Origin of the sequence: Psychroflexus torquis ATCC 700755 (assembly GCF_000153485.2) — a bacterium.
Taxonomy (GTDB): domain Bacteria; phylum Bacteroidota; class Bacteroidia; order Flavobacteriales; family Flavobacteriaceae; genus Psychroflexus; species Psychroflexus torquis.
Window position 1 is genome coordinate 2,235,817 of the sequence record NC_018721.1, and the last position, 23,588, is coordinate 2,259,404.

At 33.8% G+C, this 23,588-nt stretch carries 16 protein-coding genes; 15 read left to right on the forward strand and 1 reads right to left on the reverse strand.

The genetic code is table 11. From position 1 onward, the window contains the following. The first annotated feature begins 5 nt into the window (after positions 1-5). The 12 genes from P700755_RS09535 to pncA all read left to right on the forward strand — a co-directional run bounded on the left by P700755_RS09535 (position 6) and on the right by pncA (position 16,133). Complete coding sequence (locus tag P700755_RS09535) at positions 6-944, forward strand: sulfotransferase family protein (RefSeq protein ID WP_015024459.1); 939 nt, start codon at positions 6-8, stop codon at positions 942-944. After that, positions 941-2,353, forward strand: coding sequence for an O-antigen ligase family protein (locus P700755_RS09540; protein ID WP_015024460.1), 1,413 nt, complete (start codon positions 941-943; stop codon positions 2,351-2,353). Before P700755_RS09535 ends, P700755_RS09540 begins: the two co-directional genes overlap by 4 nt. A gap of 86 nt (positions 2,354-2,439) precedes the next feature. Then, positions 2,440-3,240: a glycosyltransferase gene (locus P700755_RS09545; protein WP_015024461.1), complete on the forward strand. Its 801-nt coding sequence runs from the start codon at positions 2,440-2,442 to the stop codon at positions 3,238-3,240. Next, positions 3,237-4,436: an O-antigen ligase family protein gene (locus tag P700755_RS09550; protein ID WP_015024462.1), complete on the forward strand. Its 1,200-nt coding sequence runs from the start codon at positions 3,237-3,239 to the stop codon at positions 4,434-4,436. The genes P700755_RS09545 and P700755_RS09550 overlap by 4 nt, the downstream gene beginning before the upstream one ends. Positions 4,437-4,439: 3 nt before the next feature. Further along, positions 4,440-5,579 carry a glycosyltransferase gene (locus P700755_RS09555; RefSeq protein WP_015024463.1) on the forward strand — a complete coding sequence of 380 codons (1,140 nt, stop codon included), beginning with the start codon at positions 4,440-4,442 and terminating at the stop codon, positions 5,577-5,579. 138 nt (positions 5,580-5,717) lie between these two features. Further along, positions 5,718-7,025: a UDP-glucose dehydrogenase family protein gene (locus P700755_RS09560; RefSeq protein ID WP_015024464.1), complete on the forward strand. Its 1,308-nt coding sequence runs from the start codon at positions 5,718-5,720 to the stop codon at positions 7,023-7,025. 135 nt (positions 7,026-7,160) lie between these two features. Then, complete coding sequence (locus tag P700755_RS09565) at positions 7,161-8,318, forward strand: ATP-binding protein (protein ID WP_015024465.1); 1,158 nt, start codon at positions 7,161-7,163, stop codon at positions 8,316-8,318. 1 nt (position 8,319) lies between these two features. Next, a complete protein-coding gene (locus P700755_RS09570) occupies positions 8,320-9,306 on the forward strand; it encodes a UDP-glucuronic acid decarboxylase family protein (RefSeq protein WP_015024466.1) in 987 nt (328 codons plus the stop codon). Continuing rightward, a complete protein-coding gene (locus tag P700755_RS09575) occupies positions 9,307-10,659 on the forward strand; it encodes an undecaprenyl-phosphate glucose phosphotransferase (RefSeq protein ID WP_015024467.1) in 1,353 nt (450 codons plus the stop codon). 997 nt (positions 10,660-11,656) lie between these two features. Next, positions 11,657-14,050, forward strand: a complete 2,394-nt coding sequence (locus P700755_RS09580; RefSeq protein ID WP_015024468.1) for a tetratricopeptide repeat-containing sensor histidine kinase — start codon at positions 11,657-11,659, stop codon at positions 14,048-14,050. Positions 14,051-14,133: 83 nt separating this feature from the next. Next, complete coding sequence (locus P700755_RS09585) at positions 14,134-15,546, forward strand: nicotinate phosphoribosyltransferase (RefSeq protein WP_015024469.1); 1,413 nt, start codon at positions 14,134-14,136, stop codon at positions 15,544-15,546. Then, the gene (gene pncA, locus P700755_RS09590; RefSeq protein ID WP_015024470.1) at positions 15,543-16,133 is read left to right on the forward strand and encodes a bifunctional nicotinamidase/pyrazinamidase; all 591 of its coding nucleotides are present in this window, start codon (positions 15,543-15,545) and stop codon (positions 16,131-16,133) included. Before P700755_RS09585 ends, pncA begins: the two co-directional genes overlap by 4 nt. Positions 16,134-17,497: 1,364 nt before the next feature. On the opposite strand, the gene P700755_RS09595 is transcribed toward pncA, so the two are convergent. Next, positions 17,498-19,951, reverse strand: a complete 2,454-nt coding sequence (locus tag P700755_RS09595; RefSeq protein WP_041758291.1) for a ligase-associated DNA damage response DEXH box helicase — start codon at positions 19,949-19,951, stop codon at positions 17,498-17,500. Positions 19,952-20,262: 311 nt separating this feature from the next. Here P700755_RS09595 and P700755_RS09600 point away from each other — a divergent pair, with 311 nt between their 5' ends. The 3 genes from P700755_RS09600 to P700755_RS09610 all read left to right on the forward strand — a co-directional run bounded on the left by P700755_RS09600 (position 20,263) and on the right by P700755_RS09610 (position 23,566). Further along, on the forward strand, positions 20,263-20,742 hold the full coding sequence (locus P700755_RS09600; RefSeq protein ID WP_015024472.1) for a peroxiredoxin family protein: 480 nt from the start codon (positions 20,263-20,265) through the stop codon (positions 20,740-20,742). A gap of 409 nt (positions 20,743-21,151) precedes the next feature. After that, the gene (gene hemH / locus P700755_RS09605; protein ID WP_015024473.1) at positions 21,152-22,189 is read left to right on the forward strand and encodes a ferrochelatase; all 1,038 of its coding nucleotides are present in this window, start codon (positions 21,152-21,154) and stop codon (positions 22,187-22,189) included. Continuing rightward, on the forward strand, positions 22,190-23,566 hold the full coding sequence (locus tag P700755_RS09610) for an MATE family efflux transporter (protein WP_015024474.1): 1,377 nt from the start codon (positions 22,190-22,192) through the stop codon (positions 23,564-23,566). It begins immediately after the preceding gene. Positions 23,567-23,588 lie beyond the last annotated feature (22 nt).

Here is a 23,588-nt window from a genome sequence, read left to right on the forward strand (position 1 = left end):
AAATTATGAGTAAAAATAATCTCCCCAATTTTATAGTTGTTGGTTTTCCCAAATGTGGTTCTACGGCACTACATTATTATTTGGAAAGCCACCCAGAAATATACATGCCTTTGCAAAAAGAGTTGCATTATTTTACTTCAGATAAATTACTTAAGCTTAATAAAGGTCCTGGTGATAAAGAGGTAAAGAAGTTCATGCTTACATCATTAATTGAATACCAAAAAGCATATAAAAATGTTAGAGATGAAAAGGCTGTTGGTGACGCGTCTCCATCCTATATAAATCATCCTGATAAAATTCCTTTTATTAAAGAAACGCTAAAAGATACTAAGATAATTATTTTACTTCGTGACCCTATAAAAAGAGCTTATTCAAACTACTTACACTTATTGAGAGAAAAACGAGAACATTTGCCATTTTTAGAAGCTTTAGAAGAAGAGGACAATCGTGCTAAAAAGAAATATTCTGATTTTTGGTATTATAAATACAACTCTACTTATTTCGAAAAAGTGGATAAGTTTAAAAAATCCTTCGACGAAGTTCTAATAATTACTCAAGAAGAACTCAATAATAATACAATTAAAACCGTTAAAAAAGTGTACTCTTTTTTAGATGTTAGTGAAATAACTCCGGAAAATGCTAGTCAGCGTTATAATGCTGGTGGAATTTATAAAGATAATTTTATAACTAATTTGCTACTTAAGCAATCAGTATTCAGGTCAACATTGAAGAAATTAATTCCTATAACCCCCAAAATGAAGGAGTATAAAGAAAAAATGATAGCTAAATACAAAACTAAAGCACCAGCAATAAGCGAAGAAGCGGAAAATTATCTTGTGGAAAGGTTGAGAGAGGATGTTCTTAAATTAAATCAAGTTTATAACGTTGATATTTCTAACTGGAATAAAAAATTTAAAAAACAATCAATAAAAATATATAATTGAAATTAGTATTTAAAAAACATAAAATAAGTTTAAGCCTTTTTTTAATTTTAGCAGGATTCTTTTTTATTCCCTTTAACTCTGGAATAAACATCCCTTTTTTTGGAGAATTCTCAAGAGAGTCTTGTGTTCTATTTTTTTTAGCTTCAGGATTAGTTACTTTATTTGAAATTTTATTTAAAAAAAATATATATTTCCCTAAAAGTCATTTTTTAATTCACCTTATATTTTTATTCATAATATGGATAATCGTTAGTTTTTTCGTGAACTTTAATGATATTCAAGGTTATGAATTGAAAAACACCTCTGGATTAGTAAGGTTTTTTAGTCAAATAACATCCTTAATTATAAGTATCTCTTTTTTCATTTTTTATTACAATGCTTTTAGATCAGAATCCATTTGGACATTATTAAGATTAATTAGAAAAGCATTTTTACTTGGCTTTGCCTTTGTATCCCTATATGTTTTACTTGAAACATTAATAGTCAAATTAAAATTTAGCTTTTTACAAGATCTATTATATTTATTCGATTATTTTCCTTTCACAGATGTGAAGTTGGACTTAGGATTAAACAGAATTTCTGGTCCTACTTTCGAACCTCCTTCTTTTGCAACGTATTTGATCACTGTCACACCTTGGATGCTTAGCTATATAATAACTCATAAGATTATTTTAAAATATATTCCATGTCTCTTAGTTTTAACCTTTGCATTTCTTTCAGGGTCTAGGGCTGGAATTTTTATTATTACAATTCAGTTTATTGTCTTTTTTTTATGTTTCATAAATTTTAAAAAATATCAAACATATCTCATCAAATTATTGTTTTTTGGAGGTATCGTAACCCTACTCATTTTTGCTTTTAAAGGTCGGATAATTACTAATTATATAACTGAACAGGCAACATCTTTTAATATTGATGGAGATGAACATTCAATTTCAAACAAATCTAGATTTGGAATTCAATATGCAAATTATGAAGTTTTCAAAAATAATCCTTTTTTTGGTGTTGGGTTTGGTCAACAGTCTTTTGAAGCTAAAAAATATTATCCTAGATGGTCTCTAAAAGGTAATTGGGAGTTTAGGTTAAAATACTTGAATGATAATCATCCTAGTTTTGTACCTGGATATAATTTATATATAAGGCTTCTTGCAGAAACTGGTTTCATTGGTTTAATCATCTTTTTAACTATTCTAGTCTTAAGTATCACAATGTGTTTAATTGCAATCTATCAAAAAAACAAAAATCATTTGATTTATTTAATTATTCTTACAAGCTTAGTAGGCACAGGACTTAATTGGTTAAAAGTTGATTCATTTAGAGATTATATTTTTTGGATTAATTTGGCTTTATTAATAATTTTAACTTCAGGTTTATCCAAATCTAAAATATCTAAAAGAATTGAAAGTTAAAATTTTTGACTGCTTTTTCAAAGTCATCTGGTTCGAATAGGTTGAGCGATTTTTAAAATAATTGAAATAATAAAAGTAGCAAATGCATGGAGAAAAGTAGGCTTATTCTTATAATACCCCATTATAATTGCCCAAAACAATTAGATGAATCAATTGCATCTATAGATGAGCAAATCAATGTGGATATTCTAATTGTAGACGATGGAAGCCATATTAAACCTAATCAAGAACTTTTAGAGCAAAGTTATAAATTTGGTAATATTTTTTTTGAATCTCTAAAAGTCAATAGTGGTATAGGGGTTGCATTGAATTTTGGTATCGATATAGTGTTGAAAATGGGTTATGAATTAATAGGTCGTCTGGATTGTGGTGATTTGTTTGTGAAGGATAAATGTTTCAAACAAATAAATTATTTAGATGCACATAAGGATGTGAAATTATTAGGTACATGGGCGAATGTTGTGGACGAAAACAAACAATTTTTATATGAACTCAAACACCCAACTGATTATGAGTTGATTTTAAAAAGCATATATTTAAATAGTGTTTTTTTGCATCCCTCCGTAATATTTTATTCTAGTATTATTCGAAAAGTTGGAAACTATCCGTTTAAGTATAGACGTGCATCTCAAGATTATGCTTTTTTTTTTAAAATTATAAAACATTTTAAAGCTGAAAATTATCCGGAAATTCTGGTTAATTATATTTCAGAACCAAACTCTATCTCGACCCAAAAAAGGAAACTTCAAGTCTATAATAGAATTTTAATAATTATTGATAATTTTTATTTTGGATATTATCCAATCAAAGGAATTTTCAGGAACGTTCTTTTATTGCTACTTTCAAGAACGTTTACTGATAGAATAAAAAAGTTATTAAAAAAATGAAAAATGAATTCCTTTTAAACAGAATATATCTTTTACTTTGGGTTGCTTTTGCTTTTTTCCTTCCATTCTCAAAAGCTCTTCCTAATTTGCTTTTAATTCCTATTTTAATACTTTTTCTTTTTTTAACCAAATACAAGCAAATTAATTTTTCATTGAAAAATGGATTTTTATTTTTTATTGTATCTGTTGCATGGATTAGTGTTTCAACGATTATTCAAGGTGGAGTAGAAGATACCATAAAATTACTTTTAAAATTTTATCTTCTCATAGGAATTTTTTTCCTTGCACAAAGTTTGGATAGGAATAGTTTTACGGTACTCTATGGATTTATTAGTGGTTGTATTATACAGTTTTTTATTTCTACCTATAGTATTGTCAAATTTTATCTAGAGAATGGATACCTTAGGTTAGATACAGGAGGGGGTGTAAACGAAATCCTTCATGGTGAGAGACCATATATTGGATTTATGTTTGCCCTAAGCATTCTATTTAGCCTATTTATTATTAGAAAATTCAAGTATCAATGGCTTTACATTTGGGTTGGCTTAGCAACAGGTTTTATTTTTTACATTTCCGCAAGACTAGCTACAGGGATGTGTATTTTAATTTTAATTCATCATATTTATGAAACTTTCAAAAAGCGTAAAGCCTTTTTTTTTATAATAAGTTTTGTCCTTGTCTCGTTAACAACAGCGGGTTTTTTTTTCAACGAAAACTTTCAAAAGAGAATGCGTTTGGAGAATGATTTAGGTTCTACTTATGAGAAATTTAAAGCTTACGAACCTAGGTTTATAATATGGAGTTGTGCCATAGAGGTAAGTCATAATATGAGACCCATTCTTGGACTTGGAAATTTAAAAGCAATCGAAAAAAATTTAGTAAACTGTTATTTGTCTAAGATACCTAATAATCAAAAAAGTAAGCTGAAATACTATCAGGAAATGGCCTTTAATACACATAATCAATTCCTTAGCTTTCTTTTGATAGGAGGCTGGCTAGCCTGTTTATTATTGTTTTTGTTTTTCCTGTTTTCTTTTTATAGGTCAAATAGTATTTTATATACCATAACTCTTGCCATGTTTCTGATCTTCTTTATTTTTGAAAATGTTCTTTACCGACAATCAGGAATTCATCTAGCCGGACTTTTATTTGGATTACTAAATAGAAACTTATTAACAGAAGATAAAAAAATTTAATACGTGAAAAATGCAAAAATTAAAGTTGCACATATATTGCACTCTGTAGGAGGTGTAGACGTTTCTTTACGACTTATACTAGGGAATTTAGATCATAACCATTTTGAAAATTTTGTAATTCATGGTCAAACTGATACAAATCTAGAATTTAAAGATCAGAACGGAAAAACTCTTCCTACATTTCAAACAAGCATATCAAGAAATATTAATCTAATAAAAGATCTTAAAGCTCTACTGGACATTGTTCAGTTTTTAAAAAAAGAAAGACCGGATTTAATACATTGTCATAGTGCTAAAGGAGGAATTTTAGGTAAAATTTCATCTTTTTTTTTCGGCATTCCTTGTTTTCACACTCCTCAAGCATACTCATATCTTAGTGCAGAAAACAAATTAAAAAAAGGATTGTTTTTAGGTGTAGAAAAATTTCTTTCCCATTTCAACAATAAAATATTAGCTTCTTCTAACTCAGAAAAGAATAGAGCCATCAAGGAGGTTGGATATAAGAAGAATAAAGTTTTAGTCTTTTCAAATTCAATATTACCTATAAATAATATACCAAAATTGAGTATTCCAAAAACTTGGCCGGATGATTATATTTGTTCCGTAGGGAGACCTTCTTTCCAAAAAAATATTGAGTTAATGATTGAAATACTCGCAAAAGTAAAAAATAAAAAGCCAGACATTCATCTCGTTCTTATGGGGGTTGGATTTCACTCTCCTAACTTATCTATAGTAAAAGAACTTATTGAAAAACATCGTTTGAAAAACAATATAACCCTTCTGGAATGGACTCAAAGAGAAGATATATTTAATATAGTAGCCCATTCAAAATTATACATTTCAACGGCGAGATATGAGGGTTTGCCTTATTCTATAATAGAAAGTTTAGCTCTATCAAAAGCCTGTGTAGTCACAGATGCTGATGGAAATAGAGACTTGATTGAGAATAAAAAAAACGGGTATGTTCTGAATCCAAATGAAACAGATTCTTTCGTTGACAAAGTATTGGAGTTGTTACAAAATGACAAACTAAGAGATAGTTTTGGGATCTATTCTAAAAGTAAATTTGAATCGGAATTTAATATCTTGAAAACCATTCAAAATCTAGAATCCATTTATACGCATGAAGTTAATTCTTATTAAAACTTATTTGATAAAGAATTTTTAAAATATGTCAGTACTGAATCTCTAAATGCATATTTTTGTTATTTTAAAATAAACCATTACATTGGGGTTAATAAGTTGACACTCAATCAAAATTGATATCAAAAACTTAATTTAATGAAAATAGCTGTAATAGGCACAGGCTATGTAGGCCTGGTCACTGGAACATGTTTAGCGGAAAATGGAAATGATGTTCTTTGTGTTGACATAGATACAAATAAAGTTAAGCAAATGAAAGCGGGTATAGTTCCTATCTATGAGCCGCATTTGGACGTGTTATTTGAAAGAAATATCAAAGCAGGTCGACTCAATTTCACAACCAATTTGAAAGAAGGTTTGGATTTTGGAGAGGTTATTTTTTTAGCCTTACCCACTCCAGAAAATGAAGACGGTTCTGCAGATTTAAAATATGTTTTGGGTGTAGCTAAAGAAATAGGAGAATATATCACAACTTATAAGGTTATTGTTGATAAAAGTACAGTTCCTGTAGGGACAGCAGATTTGGTAAAAGCAACTATAGAAAAAAGTTGTAAAACTGATTTTAATGTGGTTTCTAATCCAGAATTTCTAAGGGAAGGTTTTGCCGTCGATGATTTTTTAAAACCAGAGCGCATTGTTATAGGTTCCAGCAGTGAAAAAGCTATTGAGGTTATGCAGAGGCTTTACCAGCCTTTCGTAAGGTCTGGTAATCCCATTATCATCATGGATGAGAAGTCAGCAGAATTAACTAAATATGCTTCGAACTCCTTTTTAGCTACTAAAATTACTTTTATGAACGAAATAGCCAACTACTGTCAAAAGGTAGGGGCAGATGTTGATAAGGTTAGAATAGGTATGGGAACCGATTCTAGAATTGGAAAACGATTTCTCTTTCCAGGTATTGGGTACGGTGGGTCTTGTTTTCCAAAGGATGTAAAGGCACTTCACAAATCGGGGAAGGATATCAACTACGATTTCAAAATTTTGGAGGCTGTGGTGGAAGTCAATGAACACCAAAAAACAATTCTTTTTCCAGAAGTTTCTACTTATTTTGATGATAATTTGGAAGGAAAGACCATCGCGATTTGGGGTTTAGCGTTTAAGCCTCAAACGGATGATATTCGAGAAGCTCCTGCTTTATATATGATCGAGAAGCTTTTGGAAGCCGGTGCTAGAGTAAAGGCTTTCGACCCTGAAGCGATGGACAACGTAAAAGAAAAATATGGGGATAAGTTACAGTATGGTAAGGATATGTATGAGGTTACAGAGGGGGCAGATGCCTTGTTGATTTGTACCGAGTGGAGCATATTCAGGACTCCAAATTATGACTTATTAAAGTCCAATCTAAAAAACCCCGTTATCTTTGATGGGAGAAACTTATATCCAACGGTGGAGCTGGCAAAGCGAGGAATTCACTACATTTCTATAGGAAGACAAAAAGTATAATTGATGAAAAAAGTTTTAAACACTGGCGATTATCTTGTTTAAAGTCGACTTTACCAACAATTCTATTGATAAGATAAACTGCACAATATAGGAATCCGATTCCTATATTGTGCAGTTTATGACTTATATTTGTATATGATTTCAAGAATAGCACAAGCAGAACTTATCAATTTGTCTCAACAATATAAGGCCATAGCAGTCATTGGCCCTAGGCAGTCCGGTAAAACAACCTTAGTAAAATTAGTATTTCCTGACAAACCCTATGTGAATTTAGAAAATCCAGACATAAGGAATTTTGCTTCTGAAGATCCTAGAGCCTTTCTCGATCAATTTTCTAAAGGAGCTATTTTAGATGAAGTACAACGCACACCAGAGCTATTTTCTTATTTACAGCAGGTACTAGATGAAAATGACCAAACCGCTCAATTTATACTTACAGGCTCCAATAATTTTTTACTACAGCAAAGTATTACTCAAAGTTTGGCAGGCAGAGTTGGGTATTTAAATTTGTTACCTTTTTCTTTATCAGAGATTAAGAATTTGGCCCCAGCGAAAATTCATGAATTGCTTTTTAAAGGATTTTATCCTCCGTTATACGATAAACCATTTGAAATTCAAAAATGGTTATCAAATTATATTAGTACTTACATAGAGAGAGATGTAAGGCAATTGCGAAGTATTGAAAATCTTGTTGTTTTTGAAAAATTTTTGAAATTATGTGCTGGCAGAGTGGGGCAACTATTAAATAAAAATACTTTGGCAATAGAAACAGGAGTCGATAGTAAAACTATTGAATCCTGGATAGGAGTATTAGAAGCAAGTTTTATTATATTCAGGTTACAACCTCATCATAAAAATTTCAATAAACGAGTTGTTAAAATGCCGAAATTATACTTTTATGATGTAGGTCTAGCGAGTGCGTTGTTGGGGGTGCAAAAAGCAAAACAATTAGAGTTCCACCCTTTCAAAGGAAGTTTGTTTGAAAATATGGTGGTCGTCGAACTATTAAAACAAAGATTGAATAAGGGAAAGTTAAATAACTTGTACTTTTGGAGAAATAGTAAGGGCAATGAAATTGATATTATAATAGATAATTTTGATGAGTTGATCCCTATTGAAATAAAATCGGGCAAAACAATTACCAAAGATTATTTTAAAGGTCTAGACTATTGGAATAATTTAACTGGCTTAACTGGGGGCAGGGTTATATACGGAGGAAGCCAGTACCAAAAAAGAAGTCATGGTGTAGAAGTCATTCCTTTTGCATCATTAGCAGAAATTAATAATAGATAACATGAAAAAAGTTTTAATAACAGGGGCTGCAGGATTCTTAGGATCACACCTCTGCGATAAGTTTATAAAGGAAGGTTTTAAGGTTATTGGCATGGATAATCTTATCACTGGTGATTTAAAAAACATAGAACACCTTTTTAAACTCGACACCTTCGAATTTTATCATCATGATGTAAGTAAATTTGTGCATATTCCAGGAGATTTGGATTATATTCTCCATTTTGCCTCTCCAGCGAGCCCAATTGATTATTTAAAAATTCCCATCCAAACCCTTAAAGTGGGTTCTCTAGGGACCCATAATTTGTTAGGCCTAGCAAAAGCTAAAGGAGCTAGACTTTTGATTGCTTCCACTAGTGAAGTGTATGGTGATCCTCTTGTTCACCCTCAAACTGAAGAGTATTATGGAAATGTAAATACGATTGGACCTAGAGGGGTTTATGATGAAGCAAAACGTTTTCAAGAATCTATGACCATGGCTTATCACAGGTTCCATGGGTTAGAAACTAGAATTGTTCGTATATTTAATACTTACGGTCCTCGCATGCGTTTGAATGATGGTCGAGTAATTCCTGCTTTTATTGGTCAAGCTTTACGGGGAGAAGATCTTACTGTTTTTGGAGATGGCTCTCAGACCCGTTCCTTTTGTTATGTAGATGACCAAATAGAAGGAATTTACAGTTTATTGATGAGCGATTATGCAGAGCCTGTAAATATTGGAAATCCTTATGAAATTTCAATTCTAGACTTTGTCAAAGAAATTATTAAACTAACAGGAACTCAACAGAAAATAATCTTTAAACCTTTGCCAAAAGACGATCCAATGCAGCGTCAACCAGATATTACTAAAGCTAAAGCCATTTTGGGTTGGGAACCAAAAGTAGATAGGAAAGAAGGAATGCGTCTTACATATGATTACTTCAAATCTTTAAGTGAGGACGAGTTAAAAAAGAGTGAACATAAAGATTTCACCTCTCATAACAGGAAATAAATGGCAAGTAAAACAGGGCGTTATTCGACTTATATTCGACCAGCGTCATATTTAATCGATATTGTAATCCTTATTTTTTTCGCAGCTCAATTCAATTTTGACCCGATTGTTAATGCTACATTTTTTTCTTACATCATAATTACTTGGATTTTACTTTCTATAAAATCCAATTTTTATGAGATCTATAGATATACTAAAGTAATCAAATTAGTTTCACTTACCTTTTTACAAGCGATCATTTTTACTTTAATTGTTTTTGCTTTTTTCGGATTTTATTTTGAATATGGGCGAGAGTCCAACAGGATCTTTCTCTATTTGGCAAAATCGTTTGGTCTTATTTTGTTTATTAAGATTACAGTGCATCATCTCCTTAAGAGTTATAGAAAAGACCTTGGAGGTAATTATAGAATCACTGTTATTATTGGAGATTCCTTAAGAACAAGACAACTCAATGATTTTTTTAAGATAACTCCAGAATATGGCTACAAATGCTTGAAGGTATTTAATTTAAACAATTCAAAAACTCAATTATCTCATGTTTATGATTTTATCCTAGAAAATAAAGTTGATGAAATCTATTGTTCGATGGCTGAAGTTGACAACATACAACTCAATCAAATTGTAGATTTTGCAGACAATAACCTTAAAGTCCTCAAATTTTTACCAGATAATAAAGATATATATTCTAGAAAGCTCAACTATGAATATTACGGATTTTTACCTATTCTATCTCTTAGAAAAATTCCTTTTGACGATCCACTAAACAAATTTATAAAGCGTTCCCTTGACATTATTATTAGCTTGTTGGTTCTTTTTTTTATTCTATCTTGGTTAACTCCTTTGTTAGCTATTATCATAAAGATAGAAAGTAAAGGAGCTGTATTTTTTAAACAGAAGCGTAACGGATTAGATTATAAAGAATTTTATTGTTTTAAATTTAGGTCTATGAAGCCTAATCTGCAAGCTGATTTGCATCAAGTGAGTAAAAATGATAAGCGCATTACCAAAGTAGGTCGCTTATTACGTAAGACTAGTTTTGATGAATTGCCCCAATTTTACAACGTTCTGTTGGGAGATATGAGTGTTGTGGGCCCACGTCCCCACATGGTAAGTCATACGCATATGTATGCTGAAAATGTAGATAAATTTATGGTAAGACACTTTATTAAACCAGGGATCACAGGTTTGGCTCAAGTAAGCGGTTATAGAGGAGAAGTAGAAACTGACCAAGACATCATAAATAGAGTCAAATACGATATTTTTTATCTAGAAAACTGGTCTTTGTTGCTAGATTTAAAAATTGTGATTCAAACGGTTTTAAATGCTATTAAAGGTGAAAAAAAAGCGTATTAACAAAAGATATAGTATATACTGTTACTCCAGTCAACAATGCTGAAAAAGTTGAAGAAGAAGCTATAACTTATGTTCAAAATTAAACTTGTCAAAATTGCAAACATATCCTTGCAGATGATTGCTCTACAGGTTCATATTTTAATATTATTCAAGCTTTAGATAAAAGATCGTGGAGCAAAATCTGTTTAGTGGTACCAAAATCGAGATCCAGTATTCGTCAGAAATAGTACGATTAATAAGAAGACCAAAGAAAGATGTCCTGCTTTTCTTCAGGCAACTGATATTTAGTCAGGATCCTATTTAAAATATTTTTTGAATTGCTGAAATCATAAAGCTATAAATCCTTTTTGCCTCCTATAAATGATCATATCAGAAGAGGGCTTCAATTATATCTATTTTGACTACACCCTTTATTGAAAAGGAATCTTATACCAAATTATATTTATAATGCCGTATAAATAAGTTGAATTATTTTTTGATTGATTGAAATCAAAAATAACTAGCATAGCCTTAGCTACCGTAATTGTTTTTGATGAAAAGCAGGCGAAAAAAGCCTGTGCCAGATTCATATCGGTAAAACGATTTATTGCGTCATTATAGGTCTAATTTGGTATTATAAGTACTAGGTATTTTAAAGTTAAAATCTACAAATTACCTAACGGCTGATATTGGTAAGGAATTTTAGGAAAAATAGAAATACCTCTTATTCGTAAGCGAGAGGATATTAACTTATGGTGGAAGTTTTAAAAAAAAAGAGATTATGCCTGTGGTATAAATAAAATTCATGTTGCCTATCACATAAGAAAAATTTCATTGTCAATGGATAAAAAAGCCCCATTAAATACAAACAGTAATTTTATAAATAAGTTGAAATCGCATTTTTTATAGTCACTATATTCTTTATTGTGTTGGATATATTTCGGATACAAAAATAAATCTTGTTAATTGTACACTAATTTTTTTAAAAAAAACTATATTGCTATAATCAAAGTTGTCAATGAAATTAATAATTCCAGTCCTTTTTTGTTTGTTTTTTAGCCTACAGTCTTTAGTAAACAACCCAAAGATCGATAGCTTAAAAACAAAATTATCCTACGCTAAGGTGGACACTATTAGAGTCTCTATTTTAAATCAAATAGCTGCAGAATTTATAAATGTAAGCTATGATAGTATTCTTCCATATTCTCAAAAAGCATTTAATTTATCTTCTAAAATCGGCTTTCTTAAAGGAAAAGGCATAGCTCTAAAAAATAAATCTGTTTATTATTTCTACGCAGGGAATCAAGATGAAAGCATAAACAAAATAGAGAGAGCTATTCAATTGTTTGAAGAAATAGAAGATAATTTAGAACTTGCAAAAGCGTACCAAAACTATGGAATGCTCTCAAAAAATCAAGGAGACAGTAAAAAAGCTTTAGAAAAGTTTAATTTGTCGATTACTTATTATCAAAAAGCAAATAACCAACAAGGTGTCATTGATAATTTAATTAATAACGGTAATGTTTATCAAAATCTGGGTGATTTTGATAAAGCTTTAGAAGCCTTTGCGGAAGCCAAAAAATTCAACATTAAATTAAATGACCTGGAATCTAGAGCAAGGATTTTTAGTGGAGAAGGACTGATGGCGGATAATAAAGGAGATTTTGATGAGGCTATCCAAAAGCTAACTGAAAGTCTTAATCTATTTAAACAGCTAAAAAATGAAAAGCTTGTTTGTGGGCTGTATAACAATCTTGCAAACATTTCTAGAAAGCAAGGAAACTACCTAGAGTCTATAACTTATTTTGAAAATGCTTTAACTTCCGCTGAGAGAATGAATAATCCTCGCCTACAAGGCATTATTCTTAATAATCTTGCCAATACTTATTTCGATATCAATGATGATGATGAAGCGGCCTCCTTATACAAAAGAGCTGTGTCAATAATTAAGGATATAGACAAAATTACGTATGCAAGTTTATTATTAAATCTATCATTAATTCAGACCAATCAAAAAAAATATGAGGTTGCACTCAAATCTTTAGATTCCTCCTTAACCATATTTAGGGAGCTAGGAAGCAAAGGCTACATCGTGAATAATTTATTCAATATTGCGTTTAATCATCTTAAGCTTAATAATTTACAAAAAGCAAAAGCCTTTTATGTAGAGTCTAGATCTATTGCCGAAGAAATAGAAGATCAATATTCTAGTTTGTTCATTTACAATGGACTTGGTGAAGTTTACTTAAAGGAAAATAAACTTGATTCTGCTTATTATTTTGCATCAAAAGCTTTTTCAATATCCAAAGAAATTGAAGCATTACCACAAGAATCCTCTGCTGCAAAACTTCTCTACAACATTTCCAAATCAGACGGCAAACCTGAAGACGCTCTTAAGTATCTTGAAGTACATGATAAGCTAAAAGACAGCTTGTTCAATGATGAAAAAAGTAAGGCTCTTGGTATACTAGAAGCAGAGTTAGGATTCAAAAGTCTCAAAGAGCAACTTGAACTAGAAAAGTTAAATCAACAATTAGAAAATGAAGTAAAAGTTAACCAAAGAGAAACTTTAATTTTAGTCTTAGCCTTTGCTTTTTTAGCGTTAATTATAGTCATAATATTACTTCTTAAAATTAGAAAAAATAAGACTAAAGCCAATGATCTTCTCAATCAAAAGAATAATGAGATCGAACTTAAAAACCTGAAAATGAATGAGTCCAACCTTCAGAAAAATAAACTCTTCTCGATTATTTCTCACGACCTCAGAAGCCCCGTTAATAGTCTGAGTCAAATATTTGATATGTATGCAGCACAACAAATTTCTGATGAGGAATTTAAAGACTGGCTTCCGGAGATCAATAAAAATATAAGTTCCACTCGATTGCTTATTGATAACCTACTCAATTGGGCAAGTGAAACCTTAAACAAGGCACAGGTTGAAAAATCTACATTTCTTTTAAAACCAGAAGTCAACAGTCTTTACGATTTATTTTATTCTCCCTTAAAAGATAAAAATATCCAATTTGAAAATAATATAACCGATGATTTTAAAATTTATATAGACATCAATACCTTAAAACTAGTGGTAAGAAACTTAATTTCTAATGCCATTAAATTTTGTAATGCTGAAGATAAGATTTCAATTTCAGCTACACATTTCGAAAAATTCGATAGAATTTGTGTTCGAGACACTGGTGTGGGGATGACAAGCGAAGTGGCTAAGCACTTGTTTAATAATAGTTCTATTACTTCTTCTTTAGGTACCAAAAAAGAAAAAGGGAAAGGAGTCGGCACCGTGTTGTGCAAAACATTTATTGAAGAAAATGGAGGAAGCATTTGGGTAGACTTTTCTAAAGAAGGAAAAGGAACACGCATTTGTTTTGAAGTTCCCACCCAACCAAAAGAGCAATAACCCCATCTGTTTTAGCAATTATTTATAACATCTCTTGAGTTTGCGACGTTTTCAATTCTTAAATTTGAAGAAACTTAAGTGCCATGCAGAATTTCACAGCGACCTATACAGATTTGTACCAAATAAGTATGGCTCAAGTTTACTTCCAAAAAGGCAAACACAAACACAAAGCTATTTTTGACTATTTTTTTAGAAAACTTCCTTTTGAAGGCGGTTATGCTATTTTCGCGGGTTTAGAGACAGTGCTAGAAATTCTAGAAGACTTTCAGTTTTCAACTTCAGACTTAGATTACCTAAAAGACCAAGGTTTAGATCCTGAATTTATTGAGTACCTCAAAGACTTTAAATTTCAAGGGACTCTCACCAGTTCTAGAGAAGGTGATATCGTGTTTCCAACACGACCAGTCCTTCAAGTGGAAGGGAATATGGTCGAGGCGCAGCTCGTAGAAACACTTCTATTAAACATACTAAACTTTCAAACGCTTATCGCTACCAAAGCAAGTCGAATAAGAAAGTCTGCTGGAGATGCTATGCTTATCGATTTTGGAATGCGAAGAGCTCAAGGTACAGGGTCTTATCACGCGTCTCGAGCGGCGTTTATAGGAGGTTTTGAGGCCACAAGTAATGTGGCAGCAGGTAAAGATTTTAATATTCCTATTTCTGGGACGATGGCCCATTCTTTTGTCCAAAGTTACGATGATGAAGTAACCGCCTTTCGAGATTTTGCCCTAAGCCACCCCAACACCACCGTATTGCTCATTGACACTTATGATACTCTTAAAAGCGGATTACACAACGCTATTAAAGTTGGTAAGGAAATGGAATCCAGAGGCGAAAGCCTTAAAGGTATTCGTCTAGACAGTGGGGATTTGTCTTATCTCGCCAAAAAATGTAGAAAAGCTTTAGATGAGGCGGGACTTGACGAGGTAAAGATTGCTGCCTCCAACCAACTAGATGAGTACGTCATCAAAAGTTTAAAAGAACAAAAAGGACCGATTGATGTTTTTGGTGTGGGGACCAATCTGGTTATAGGAGATCCCGATGCTGCTTTAGATGGAGTTTACAAACTTGCCTTCGCTAATGGCAAACCCAGGATAAAGCTTTCGGAAAACTTGGCAAAATTGACGATGCCACATAAAAAGCAAGTTTATAGAATAAGAAATGCTAAAGGAGAACTTGCAGGAGCAGATACTGTCACCTTAAGAGAAGAGACAGAGGCTCTCCACATGAATCATCCTTTTGATCAGTCCAAATCCATCACCTTTAGTAATTGCAGTTCAGAAGCTTTGTTGCATCCTGTCATGGAGAATGGAAAGCGCCTATATGCTCCTAAAACCCTTATAGAAATAAAGACGTATTCCAGAAAGAGACTTGCTGAATTTACTGAGGAATTCCAAAGATTCCAAAATCCACATATCTATAAAATTGGACTATCAGATCAACTTTTGGAAGAGCGAGATCAATTGAGAAATCACTATAAAAATATAAACTCATGAAAACCTTACTTATCGTCGATGCTCAGCTCGATTTTATGCCAGGTGGAGGCCTGGCGGTGGAAAATGGGGATCAAATTGTATCTTATATCAATTTGGTCCAGCCTCAATACAACTTGGTTGTAGCAACTCAAGATTGGCATCCACAACACCATATAAGTTTCGCCTCCAATCACGATAATTACAAGCCATTCCAAAAAAAAGACATCGATGGCTATCGGCAAACCTTATGGCCAGACCACTGCGTACAGGGGGATAAAGGTGCAGAATTTCATCCCAACATGAGAACCAACTGCATCGAAACAATTTTCCGGAAAGGGGCCGATCCCAAAATTGATAGTTACAGCGCTTTTTACGACAATCACCATACAAAATCCACTGGTCTTGCAGGATATCTCAAAGACAAAGGCTGCAAGACCATGGATATCTGTGGATTAGCTGGCGATATTTGCGTGTATTTTACGATCAAAGATGCCCTCACCGAAGGCTTTCAAGTAAGAGTTTTAGAGAAAGCAACTAAGGCCTTAGACCAAGAGAAATTTGATCAGCAGAAGGAAGAATTGGAAGCAGAAGGGGTTGTATTTCTATAATTTATATTGAATTTACCGCTGCTAGTTTAACTGTTTAGCGACATTCAGCTTATATATTGACGGTCACCTTAACCAGCGCCTCGGTTGTAAAGTTCTAATCCCAAATTAAACTTATAATGCTATCCGTGTAAGTTCGAGTGATTTTATGAAGTGTTACGCCATAAAATAGTATCGAGAATTGGTTGATATTTTTCACTTTTAAACACTTCTCGATACATCCCGATGAGTCATCGAGACACTCGAAGTGACAGGTGTTTGATTGTCTCAGCACCTTGGTTGTAAAGTTTTAGTACCAAATTAAATTTATAATGTTATACGTGTCAGTTCGATTGATTTTATGAAGTGTTACGCCATAAAATTGTATCGAGAACCGGTTGATATTTCTCACTTTTAAACACTTCTCGATACATCCCGATGGGTCATCGAGACACTCGAAGTGACAGTCATTTTACGGTCTCAGCGCCCCGGTTGTAAAGTTTTAGTACCAAATAAATTTACAATGCTATACGTGTCAGTTCGAGTGATTTTATGGAGTGTTACGCCATAAAATTATATCGAGAACCGGTTGATATTTCTCGCTTTTAAATACTTCTCGATACATCCCGATGGGTCATCGGAACACTAGAAGTGACAGGTGTTTGATTGTCTCAGCGCCTCGGTTGTAAAGTTCTAATCCCAAATTAAATTTATAATGCTATACGTGTCAGTTCGAGTGATTTTATGAAGTGTTACGCCATAAAATTGTATCGAGAACCAGTTGATATTTCTCACTTTTAAACACTTCTCGATACATCCCGATGAGTCATTGAGATACTCGAAGTGACAGTCATTTTACGGTCTCAGCGCCTTGGTTGTAAAGTTTTAGTACCAAATTAAATTTATAATGCTATACGTGTCAGTTCGAGTGATTTTATGAAGTGTTACGCCATAAAATTGTATCAAGAACCGGTTGATATCTTTCACTTTTAAACACTTCTCGATACATCTCGATGAGTCATCGAGACACTCGAAGTGACAGTCATTTTACGGTTTCACTCTATCCCGCAACTTGGTTGTAAAGTTCTAATCCCAAATTAAACTTATAATGCTATACTTGTCAGTTCGATTGATTTTATGAAGTTTTACGCTGTAAAATTGTATCGAGAACAGGTTGATATTTCTCACTTTTGAACACTTCTCGATACATCCCGATGGGTCATCGGAACACTCGAAGTGACAGTCGCTGTATAAACAATAAGCAAAAGAGCGTTGTCTTGCCTTAAAAGGAAAACAGTCAACGATAAACAGAAAACGACAATACGATTACTTATCTAACTAAAAACTCACCTCACCTCTCTCTCCTCTCTCACCTCTCCTCTCAACATCTACTTTTGAAGCTTCTTTATCATTTTTTGAATTCTATCGTTTAATTTTTCAGAAGACAATTTTTCCCTTAAACGGTCTGTGATAATAGGAAAGGAAAAGGGGGTAGGTTTCTGGCATGATTTCCAGACGATATCCTGTATAGCAATACGCTCTAGCGCTTTTTGTAAACGCCCTTGTTCCAGTGAGTGCTCAAAGGTTTCTGTAAAGGCTTGTTGGTAGAGTGGGTTATCAGCATCATAATCTTTAAAGACATCAAAAATTAACTGAGAGCTGGATTGTAAGTGCTTGTTCTTTATCAGTTTGTTAGGATAACCTGTAAATACCAAACCAGAAATAACGGCGATATCTCTAAATTTCCTCCTAGCCATTTCAGTGGCATTTAGGCTTTTGTACAAATCGTCTAGAAGATAATCTGCAGTAAACAAATTATTATCCAATACATCTTGCATGTTGACTGGCTGATCGGATAAAAGCTCAAACCCATAATCGTTAAAGGCCAACGAAAATGAAATAGGGGATAATAAGCTGATGCGATATGCCAATAAGCTCCCCATAGCTTCATGAACAAAGCGGCCTTCGAAGGGATAAAAAATATGATGAAAACCATCTCGGGTTTTAAAAGTTTCAATCAAAAATTCGTTGGGTCTAGGGACGATGGATTCTAAGCGTTGTCGTTCAAAAATAGGTTCCAAAGCTACCAGTTCAGGACTCTTATCAGTCGCATCTTGGTTATAAAGTTCTTCCCTTAACAATTCACTCATTTGGGAAGTGAGTGTAAGTCGACCTCCCATCCAACTTGGTATTTTAGAGGTTTTAGATTTGGATTTTCTTACCAAGACTTGCATTTGCTTGATGCGGACCAGCTCTAGGTTTCTGCCAGCAAAAGTAAACACATCACCAGGTTTTAATTTGGAGATAAACCACTCTTCAATAGAGCCGATAAATCCACCAGTTATATATTTAACCGTGAGAACAGCATCACTTACGATGGTTCCAATTTGCAGTCGATGTCGCATGGCAATTGCTTTGCGATTCACTTTAAACAAGCCGTCCTCTTCAATCTCTACTTTTCGATATTCGTCATAGGTTTTTAAAGCTTCACCTCCTTTAGTAATGAAGTTGAGTGCCCAAAACCACTGGTCTTCAGTGAGGGTTTGGAAACAAAATGTCGATTGTATTTCAGGCAAAATAGTTTCAGGATAGAATCCATCCGACACTGCTAGAGTGGTTAAGTACTGGACCAACACATCAAAACTGTTGAGGTAGGGCAGCCGATCTTCTACGATTTTGGATTCTACAGCTTTTTTAAGGGCAGAGGCTTCTATCAATTCGATGGCGTGAGTAGGTAAGAAATAAATTACGCTCGTCTTGCCAGGTTGATGACCACTTCTTCCTGCACGTTGCAGAAATCTGGCAACACCTTTAGGACCACCAATTTGTATAATGGTTTCTACTGGCGCAAAGTCAACGCCAAGGTCGAGGCTGGAGGTGCAGACCACCGCCTTAAGACTTTCATTTCGTATAGCTTGTTCTACCCAAAGGCGAGTGTCTTTATTGATACTTCCGTGATGCATGGCCAACTCGCCAGCAAATTCTGGATGCTTTTCCAATATTTTTTGAAACCAAATTTCACACTGTGAGCGGGTATTGGTAAAGAGAAGAGTTGTTTTGGATGCTTTGATGATGGGAATGATCTCTTCGAGAAGATGGAGTCCTAAGTGACCTCTCCAGGGGAACTTTTCCATGATTTTAGGGATAATACTCTTGACTTCTATATTTTTTTGAAGATCGGCTTTGATGAGAATTGAATTTTTTAAGACTTTTGGATCTACACCCAGCAATACTTCTCGAGCTTGCTCTAGGTTGCCTATGGTGGCGGAAATTCCCCAAACCCTCAATTTGGAACTGATAGTTTTAAGTCGGGAAAGTGCCAATTCCATTTGAACTCCGCGTTTGGTTCCTAAAAGCTCATGCCATTCATCAACAACCACCGCTTGGCAGTCTTGAAAGGTCTTGGGGTAGTTTTTGGAAGCCAGTAGGAGTTGTAAGCTTTCTGGCGTAGTCACCAGAAGGTCTGGCATTTTCCGCTTTTGCTTTGCGCGTTCACTTTGAGAGGTATCTCCAGTTCTTATTCCAATAGTAATGTCGAGGTTAAGATCTGAAATTAACTGCTCTGCAGCTTGCTTTATTTCAACAGATAAAGCTCGCAGTGGTGTGATCCATACCGCTTTTAAACTGGAAGATTTTCGAGTTTTATTCTGGTTTAGCTTTAAGATTTCAGTTAGGATGGGTACCCATAACGCATAGGTTTTACCACTCCCTGTGGGCGCATTTAATAAACCGTGTTTACCTTCAGCATAAGCTTGCCAAGTTTCTGTTTGGAAGTCAAAAGGTGTCCAGTTTTTGGAAGCAAACCAAGTGGTGAATAGCGAAATGTCTTGTGATGTTGACATGTTTACAAACATAAGTATAATTGATAATGAAGTCGTTAGTGGACACCAATCAAAATCAAATTTAAAATGAAATTTTGAGCGGAACAGTTTAGAAATACTAAACAACCTAAAGCCAGTGTGCTAAGCAGGAGATAAAAGAAGAAATAAATTTTCCCAAATCTAAAACATCCTAACTAAAAAATATATAATTTTACCATATAATGAGTATGAAGAATTTAAACTTATTTACACAAAAGCAGTTAAAAAAACTGCATTAGAAAACAAGTAAATCCACCCCTAATTTTATTAGTTAGAACTTTAATTTATATATCATGAAATACATAATTCTTTTTTTGAGTTTAATTATTACTCAAGCCAGTTTTGCACAAGATTATCCTGAATCATTACCTGATTTCAAAATATTCACTCTAGAGGGGAATACATTTAATCAAAATGATATTGAAAAAAACACCTATACCTATTTTGTTTATTTCAACCCTACCTGTGGGCACTGTAAAACAGCCTTCAAATCATTGAATTTTAAATCTGAGCAAATCAAAAAAGCGAAGGTTAAACTATACCCTGTTTCTGCTAATACGGTGGAAGAAACCAATAAATTTTTCGAACAATATGCGCCAAATATTCAAAGCCTAACCAACACGAAAATCTTAATAGACGATGATTATAAGTTTGCCGATGCTTTTTTTGTTGGCCCTTTCCCCACTTCTTTTTTATATGATAAAGACAATAAGTTGGTAAAAGTTTTTGAAGGTGGTGAAGATGTTGTTCTCTTTTTAAATGAATTAAACTAAAAGAGATTAAACCTTGCCGCTAAATTGTTCGGTTGCTCCAAGTTGAATTTTGATTACTGATTTAGTGAAACTTGAGTCAGTAATTATAAAACACAGCTGTTGTCATGTTGTCCAGAAGTCATAGGGTCTTTTCAGCATTTAATCAGCTTCAGAAAATTTGTAAATTAAATTTCAAAATGAGTTCGGAGTGAAAAATTAAAATGTAAAATAGGCATGTAAAGTTGGTGACACTGGGGAGTGGTTAGAAAACGGTAAACATATACTCCCTTCGACCCATTTTCTTCTTATTTTTATATGGGTATAATACTTTCTTTTACACCTATCACAACATTCTATCAAAATTAGCTTTTGTTAAAATCATTCCGCTTAATTTTGAACTTTACTATTATAATGAGTTCAAATTGAAATTATGAAAGGAGTATTAATGGTTAATCTCGGGTCTCCGAAGTCTAAAGAGCCCAAAGATGTAAAAACATATTTAGGCGAGTTTTTGATGGATGAGCGGGTCATCGACGTGCCAAAAGTCTTAAGAACTATTCTTGTAAAAGGGATTGTTCTCAACACAAGACCTAAAAAATCAGCAGCGGCATACGCCAAAATTTGGTGGGATGAGGGGTCTCCTCTTATTGTTTTATCCAAGCGCTTAAAAAGTGGAGTAGACGAGCAAACCAGTGTTCCAATTGCTCTATCCATGCGTTATGGTCAACCCGATATTCAATCGGGTTTACAGGAGTTGCATGATAAAGGTGTAGATGAAGTTTTGTTGATTCCACTATACCCTCAGTTTGCGATGGCTACTACAGAAACGATCATGGTGTTGGCGGAGGAATTGCGACAGAAACATTTTCCTAACATGAGTTTTACAACTCTGCCTCCATTTTATAACCATCCAGATTACACAACGGTGCTAGCAAGAAGTATCGGAGAAAAACTAGATGAGTTTGATTATGATCATTTACTTTTTAGCTACCACGGTATTCCGGAACGTCATATCCGAAAAAGCGATATTACCAAATCACATTGCAAGGTAGATGGCTCATGCTGCCAAACCCCTTCCAAAGCGCATCAGTTTTGCTATAGACATCAATGTTTTGAAACCACAAGATTGGTTGCTAAAATGTTGAATTTAAAAGAAGGCACTTTTAGTACTTCGTTTCAATCCCGATTAGGATTCGACCCTTGGTTAAAACCTTATACCGATAGAACTGTGGAAAGACTTGGAATTGAAGGTACCAAAAAATTAGCAGTAGTATCTCCAGCTTTTGTCTCGGATTGCTTAGAGACTTTAGAGGAAATCAATATGGAAGCTCGTGAGATCTTTGAAGAAGCTGGTGGAGACGACTTTAAGTTTATCCCCTGTCTGAATGATCGAGAAGATTGGGTAAAAACCCTTAGCCGATGGATAGATGAATGGGCTCATCAAAATAAAAAGGCTAAAGTATCGTAAATGTCTAAAGTTAACTCTGAAGAATTAGGAACTAAACCTATTGGTGCGCTGCTTATTAAACAAGCAGTACCAGCTTCTATTGGAATTTTGGTGATGTCTCTTAATATATTGGTAGACACCATTTTTATAGGCAACTGGGTCGGCTCTATTGGGATTGCTGCAATTAATGTGGTACTCCCAGTGTCTTTTTTCATTGCGGCTTTAGGTATGGCTATAGGAATTGGTGGCTCGTCTATTATTTCACGAGCCTTAGGCGCAAATAACGATAAGAAGGCGCTCAAAACCTTTGGAAATCAAATCACCATCACCTTGCTGGTTACCATTACTATGGTAGTGGTTGGTTTAACTTTTATCGATCAATTAATTCCTGCTTTTGGTGGGAAGGGTGATATTTTTGATCCAGCAAGAATCTATTATAGAGTTGTGCTATACGGTGTTCCTGTATTGGCTTTGGCCATGATGGGAAATACAGTCATTAGAGCAGAAGGTAAGCCCAAGTTTGCCATGGTGGCCATGATTATCCCATCGGTGGGTAATCTCATTATGGACTATGTCTTTATCAATATTTTAGATTATGGAATGCTTGGTGCCGCTTGGGCAACTACAGGATCGTATATTTTATGTTTATCTTATATAGTATGGTTTTTCCTTTCTAAAAATTCAGAATTAAAAATTCGATTTTCAGACTTTGGTTTTGACTATGAAATCTTGAAAGAAATCGGAGCCTTAGGCTTTGTAACCCTCTCCAGACAGGCAATTGTGAGTGTAACCTACCTTCTGTTAAACAATATATTATTCGATCTCGGCGGAGAATCATCAGTGGCTACCTATGCGATTATCTCAAGGATGCTTATGTTTGCTCTGTTCCCCGTTTTGGGAGTTACCCAAGGTTTTCTCCCTATTGCAAGTTATAACTACGGCGCTGAAGAATACGGTAGATTGAGAGAAACTATAAATAAAGCTATTGGTTATGCTTCGGCTGTGGCTTTTATTGTTTTTGCTCTCATTATGATTTTTCCAGAAACCATTGTATCGGTATTTACTCAAGATGCTCAAGTTCTTAGAGATACCCCAAGCGCTATGCGTTGGGTGTTTGCTGCTGTTCCTGTTATCGCCTTGCAATTGATAGGTTCCGCCTATTTTCAAGCCATAGGGAAAGCGGGTCCTGCCTTGTTACTCACGCTGTCTAGGCAAGGGTTTACTTTTATTCCTTTAATTTTGATTTTACCTCAATTTTACGGTGAGTTTGGGGTTTGGATTTCCTTCCCCTTAGCAGATATTTTATCCACAATCATCACTGGTTACTTTTTGAGAAAAGAAGTGAAAACAACTTTGATGGTCGATGAAAAATCAAATCAAGACATAAAGGCGACTTAACAAACCATGGCAATGTGATGTG

Excerpts from the sequence above, each read along its gene's own strand:
- P700755_RS09585 (WP_015024469.1), top strand. The coding sequence starts at position 14,134 with ATGCAGAATTTCACAGCGACCTATACAGATTTGTACCAAATAAGTATG.
- pncA (WP_015024470.1), top strand. The coding sequence starts at position 15,543 with ATGAAAACCTTACTTATCGTCGATGCTCAGCTCGATTTTATGCCAGGT.
- P700755_RS09610 (WP_015024474.1), top strand. The coding sequence starts at position 22,190 with ATGTCTAAAGTTAACTCTGAAGAATTAGGAACTAAACCTATTGGTGCG.
- hemH (WP_015024473.1), top strand. The coding sequence starts at position 21,152 with ATGAAAGGAGTATTAATGGTTAATCTCGGGTCTCCGAAGTCTAAAGAG.
- P700755_RS09575 (WP_015024467.1), top strand. The coding sequence starts at position 9,307 with ATGGCAAGTAAAACAGGGCGTTATTCGACTTATATTCGACCAGCGTCA.
- P700755_RS09545 (WP_015024461.1), top strand. The coding sequence starts at position 2,440 with ATGGAGAAAAGTAGGCTTATTCTTATAATACCCCATTATAATTGCCCA.
- P700755_RS09570 (WP_015024466.1), top strand. The coding sequence starts at position 8,320 with ATGAAAAAAGTTTTAATAACAGGGGCTGCAGGATTCTTAGGATCACAC.
- P700755_RS09600 (WP_015024472.1), top strand. The coding sequence starts at position 20,263 with ATGAAATACATAATTCTTTTTTTGAGTTTAATTATTACTCAAGCCAGT.
- P700755_RS09560 (WP_015024464.1), top strand. The coding sequence starts at position 5,718 with ATGAAAATAGCTGTAATAGGCACAGGCTATGTAGGCCTGGTCACTGGA.
- P700755_RS09550 (WP_015024462.1), top strand. The coding sequence starts at position 3,237 with ATGAAAAATGAATTCCTTTTAAACAGAATATATCTTTTACTTTGGGTT.
- P700755_RS09595 (WP_041758291.1), bottom strand. The coding sequence starts at position 19,951 with ATGTCAACATCACAAGACATTTCGCTATTCACCACTTGGTTTGCTTCC.
- P700755_RS09535 (WP_015024459.1), top strand. The coding sequence starts at position 6 with ATGAGTAAAAATAATCTCCCCAATTTTATAGTTGTTGGTTTTCCCAAA.
- P700755_RS09580 (WP_015024468.1), top strand. The coding sequence starts at position 11,657 with ATGAAATTAATAATTCCAGTCCTTTTTTGTTTGTTTTTTAGCCTACAG.
- P700755_RS09565 (WP_015024465.1), top strand. The coding sequence starts at position 7,161 with ATGATTTCAAGAATAGCACAAGCAGAACTTATCAATTTGTCTCAACAA.